A 4,125-nucleotide genomic window follows, 5' to 3' on the forward strand; every position below is an offset into this window, starting at 1 on the left:
TCCAGCTTCCCCGGCCTGGACCGGATGGACAACCTATTGAGAGCTCACATCTAGGTCACGGGGCTTTGCCGACGGGCCGCGCCCTCTCTATATGGGCGTCTCCCCGAACGTCTGGACTCCCATGGCCCGCATCCTCATCACCTCGGCGCTGCCGTACATCAACGGCATCAAGCATCTGGGGAATCTGGCCGGGTCGATGCTGCCCGCCGACGTCTGGGCCCGGTTCAAGCGGGCCCAGGGGCATGAGGTCCTGTATATCTGTGCCACCGACGAGCACGGCACCCCGGCCGAACTGGCCGCCGCCGCCGCCGGTCAGGATGTGCGCACCTATTGCGACGAACAGCACGAGATCCAGAAGCAGGCCGGCGAGGCCTTCGGCCTGAGCTACGACTGGTTCGGCCGCTCGTCCAGCGCCGCCAACCGGCGGCTGACCCAGCATTTCGCCGCCGCCCTCGAGGCTAACGGCCTGATCGAGGAACGGGTCGACCGGATGATCTATTCGATCGACGATGCCCGCTTCCTGCCGGACCGCTATGTCGAGGGCATCTGCCCCCACTGCGCCTATCCCAGCGCGCGCGGCGACCAGTGCGACAACTGCGGCCGCCTGCTGGACCCGACCGATCTGATCGAGCCCTATTCGGCGGTGTCAGGTTCGCGCAATCTGGAAGTTCGAGACACGCGCCACCTGTATCTGCTGCAGACGAAACTGGCCGATCGCATCCGCAACTGGATCGCCTCCAAGGCTGACTGGCAGACCCTGGCCCGTTCGATCGCGCTGAAGCATCTGGATGAGGGGCTGATCGACCGTGGCATCACCCGCGACCTGAAGTGGGGCGTGCCGGTGGTGGGCCTCGACGGCGGGTCGCGCCCGGGCATGGAGGGCAAGGTCTTCTATGTCTGGTTCGATGCCCCGATCGAATATATCGCCGCCACCGAGGAATGGGCCGAGGCCAACGGCCTGACCTGGCGCGACTGGTGGCGCACCGACGAGGGGGCCGACGACGTTCGCTACGTCCAGTTCATGGGCAAGGACAATGTCGCCTTCCACACCGTCAGCTTCCCGGCGACCATCCTGGGCAGCGGCGAGCCGTGGAAGACGGTCGACACCCTGAAGGCCTTCAACTGGCTGAACTGGTACGGCGGCAAATTCTCGACCAGCCAGAAGCGCGGCGTGTTTATGGACCAGGCGCTGGAGCTGCTGCCCGCCGACTACTGGCGCTGGCGGCTCACGGCCTATGGGCCCGAGCACGCGGATTCGGCCTTCACCTGGGAGGATTTCCAGACTAGCACCAACAAGGACCTGGCCGATGTGCTGGGCAATTTCGTCAACCGCATCGTCAAATTCACCGAGAGCCGGTTCGACGGGGTGGTGCCCGAGGGCGGTGAGCCGGGTCTGGTTGAGGCCCAGCTGGAGACCGACATCGCCGCCGGCATCGCCGAGGCCACGGCCCAGCTGGAGGCCATGGAGTTCCGCAAGGCGGCCCAGGCCATCCGCGCCGTCTGGGTGCTGGGCAATGAATATCTGCAGGTCGCCGCGCCGTGGACCGCGTTCAAGACCGATCCGGTGCAGGCAGCAGTGGGGGTGCGGACCGGCCTGAATCTGGTGGCCCTGTTCGCCCGTCTGGCGGCCCCGATCATCCCGTCCAGCGCGGTGAAGATCGCCGCCTCGGTGGGCGAGACCGACCTGAGCTGGCCGCTGGCTACCGATGAGCTGCTGGATCGGCTGCCGCGCGGTCAGAAGGTGGCAGCGGCAGAGGTGTTGTTCCGCAAGATCGAGGACGCCCAGGTGGCGGACTGGGCCGAACGCTTCGGCGGCGGCGAAGCCGAGGCCTAACCCGCCGGGACCGGCTCCGGCGCGGGTGCGACTGCGGGCGCAGCGACAGGGGCGAGCACCTCGACCGAGGGGGATACCGGTTCCACCTCATCCTTTGTTCCGCGACGGAATTTTTCGGCCTCCTCGGTCGTGATGTCGAGGAAGGCCGGGGCTGAGGCGTTGAAGGCGTCCATCCGGTCGGTGCGCACGATGATCGAGCGGGCTCCGTCCCACATCATGTGCAGGGCGACGTACAGGACGATGACCAGGCCGACATAGCCGATCCAGCGGTAGCGGTTCAGCATGCGGGCGATGAAGCTGGCGGCCAGACCCATCAGGGCGATCGACAGCAACAGGCCGAAGGCCATGATCCATGGATGGGCGTGAGCAGCGCCGGCCACGGCCAGCACATTGTCCAGTGACATGGTGACGTCGGCGATCATGATCTGGATCAGGGCCGCGCCGAAGGTCTTGCGCTTCAGGCCGAGGGCCTCGGGCGTCGGTCCGCCACCGTGATGCACCGACAGGGCCGCCTCCATCTCGACCGAGGCCTCGGCCTGATCGTGGGTGGCCTGCTCGCGCATCTCACGCCACATTTTCCAGCACACCCACAACAGCAGCACCCCGCCCGCCAGCAGCAGGCCGATGATGGCCAGCAGCTGGACGGTGATCAGGGCGAAGCCGATGCGCAGCACGACGGCCGCAGCGAGACCAACGAGGATGGCCTTGCGCCGCAGTTCCACCGGCAGGGCGGCGGCGGCCAGGCCCACGGCGATGGCGTTGTCGCCGGCCAGGACCAGATCGATCATCAGCACCTGACCCAGGGCGGTCAGTTGGCTGGCGAGGTCGGGGGAGCTGAGAAAGTCGAGCATGATGCGCTGTTAGGTCACTGAAGGCGGGCGGGCAAGGCGGGGGTCAGGACGGTCGCTGGGCCCGGGTGACTTCATACAGGGCCACGGCAGCGGCGTTGGAGACGTTCAGGCTTTCGAATCCACCGGGCATGGGGATCCGGGCCAGGGTGTCGCAGTGTTCGGCGACAAGGCGGCGGATACCGTCACCTTCGGATCCCATGACCAGAACCGTCGGCCGGTTGTCGAGCGCCTGTTCCAGGGTCTCATCCGAGGTCCCGTCCAGACCGACGGCGCGCCAGCCGTGCTCGGCCAGGGTTTCCAGCGCTCGCGACAGATTGGTCACCCGGGCACAGGGCAGGCGTTCGGTGGCCCCGGCCGAGGCCTTGGCCAGGGCTCCGGCGAGGGCCGGGGAGTGGCGGTCCTGGACGATGATGCCGCGGGCCCCGAAGGCCAGGGCCGAACGGAAGATCGCGCCCACGTTCTGGGGGTCGGTCAGCTGATCCAGCATGACGATGACGCCTTCGGCCGGTTCGGCGATATCGGCCAGGGCCACGCCTTCCAGCGGTTGGACCTTGAACACCAGGCCCTGGTGCACGGCTCCGGCTGGCAGCATCCGGTCAAGAGCCTGGAGCTCCATCACCTCGATCTTGTGACCGTGGGTCAGGTTGTCGCGCTCCAGCTCGAGTGCGCGGTCGGGACTGGCCAGCAATCGACCCATGCCCTGACGGGCGGGATTGGCCAGGGCGGCCAGCACCGGATGGCGACCCCAGACGAAATTGTCGCCGTCGACCTTGCCGCGCGACGGGCGCGGGGCTGCCGGGTTGAAGGCCTTGGTCGGTGGATTGGGGTTCCAGCCGCCCTTGCGTGGCGCGTCTGAGCCCTCCGGCGACTTGCCCCGGAAGCCCGGCTTTTTACCGGTTTTCCGGTCGTTGCGTTCTCGATTTTGCGACACTATAAGACGCCCTCCGATTTGGAGCCCTGAAGCTTTCGGGTCCGGCGCCCCCTCTATCGCAGGCGACGCCGGAGACCGAGTGCTTTTGTTGTCTTGACCACCGAAAGGTTGTCGAGGCGGTGGTCTGAACGGTTCGAAACGCGCGCGGGGGAATGTCCCGAGTGGCAAAGGGGGGGGACTGTAAATCCCCTGCGTAAGCTTCGCAGGTTCGAGTCCTGCTTCCCCCACCACGCGCTTTTCGAAACGACAGACAGGGTAATGATGAGGACCGGCTGCGAACGTCAACCAGGCGACTGGGCGACCGACACAGTCTCCGTGCGGGTATAGTACAATGGTAGTACAGCAGCCTTCCAAGCTGAATATGTCGGTTCGATTCCGTCTACCCGCTCCAGATTTTTTGAACTGAGCAGCAGCGCCCTCTCCATCACGGACCCGGGCCACCAGGAGTTTGGCGATGGCCAAGGAAAAGTTCGAACGTAACAAGCCGCATTGCAACATCGGCACGATTG

At 66.2% G+C, this 4,125-nt stretch carries 3 protein-coding genes and 2 tRNA genes; 3 read left to right on the plus strand and 2 right to left on the minus strand.

From position 1 onward, the window contains the following. Positions 1–121 precede the first annotated feature (121 nt). Positions 122–1,834 (plus strand): methionine--tRNA ligase, encoded by a 1,713-nt coding sequence (gene metG / locus AAC050_RS14460; RefSeq protein WP_339915785.1) that lies wholly within the window; start codon positions 122–124, stop codon positions 1,832–1,834. On the opposite strand, the gene AAC050_RS14465 is transcribed toward metG, so the two are convergent. Further along, complete coding sequence (locus tag AAC050_RS14465; protein ID WP_339915786.1) at positions 1,831–2,685, minus strand: YjbE family putative metal transport protein; 855 nt, start codon at positions 2,683–2,685, stop codon at positions 1,831–1,833. The genes metG and AAC050_RS14465 overlap by 4 nt on opposite strands. 43 nt (positions 2,686–2,728) lie before the next feature. Further along, complete coding sequence (rlmB, locus tag AAC050_RS14470; RefSeq protein WP_339915787.1) at positions 2,729–3,616, minus strand: 23S rRNA (guanosine(2251)-2'-O)-methyltransferase RlmB; 888 nt, start codon at positions 3,614–3,616, stop codon at positions 2,729–2,731. Positions 3,617–3,762: 146 nt separating this feature from the next. Between rlmB and AAC050_RS14475 the strand changes: the two genes are divergently transcribed. Further along, positions 3,763–3,846, plus strand: a tRNA-Tyr gene (locus AAC050_RS14475). Between the two features lie 87 nt (positions 3,847–3,933). Beyond that, positions 3,934–4,007, plus strand: a tRNA-Gly gene (locus tag AAC050_RS14480). Positions 4,008–4,125 lie beyond the last annotated feature (118 nt).

The organism is uncultured Brevundimonas sp., assembly GCF_963974615.1.
Taxonomy (GTDB): Bacteria; Pseudomonadota; Alphaproteobacteria; order Caulobacterales; family Caulobacteraceae; genus Brevundimonas.

Coding starts and splice junctions, on each gene's coding strand:
- metG (WP_339915785.1), top strand. CDS start 122: ATGGCCCGCATCCTCATCACCTCGGCGCTGCCGTACATCAACGGCATC.
- AAC050_RS14465 (WP_339915786.1), bottom strand. CDS start 2,685: ATGCTCGACTTTCTCAGCTCCCCCGACCTCGCCAGCCAACTGACCGCC.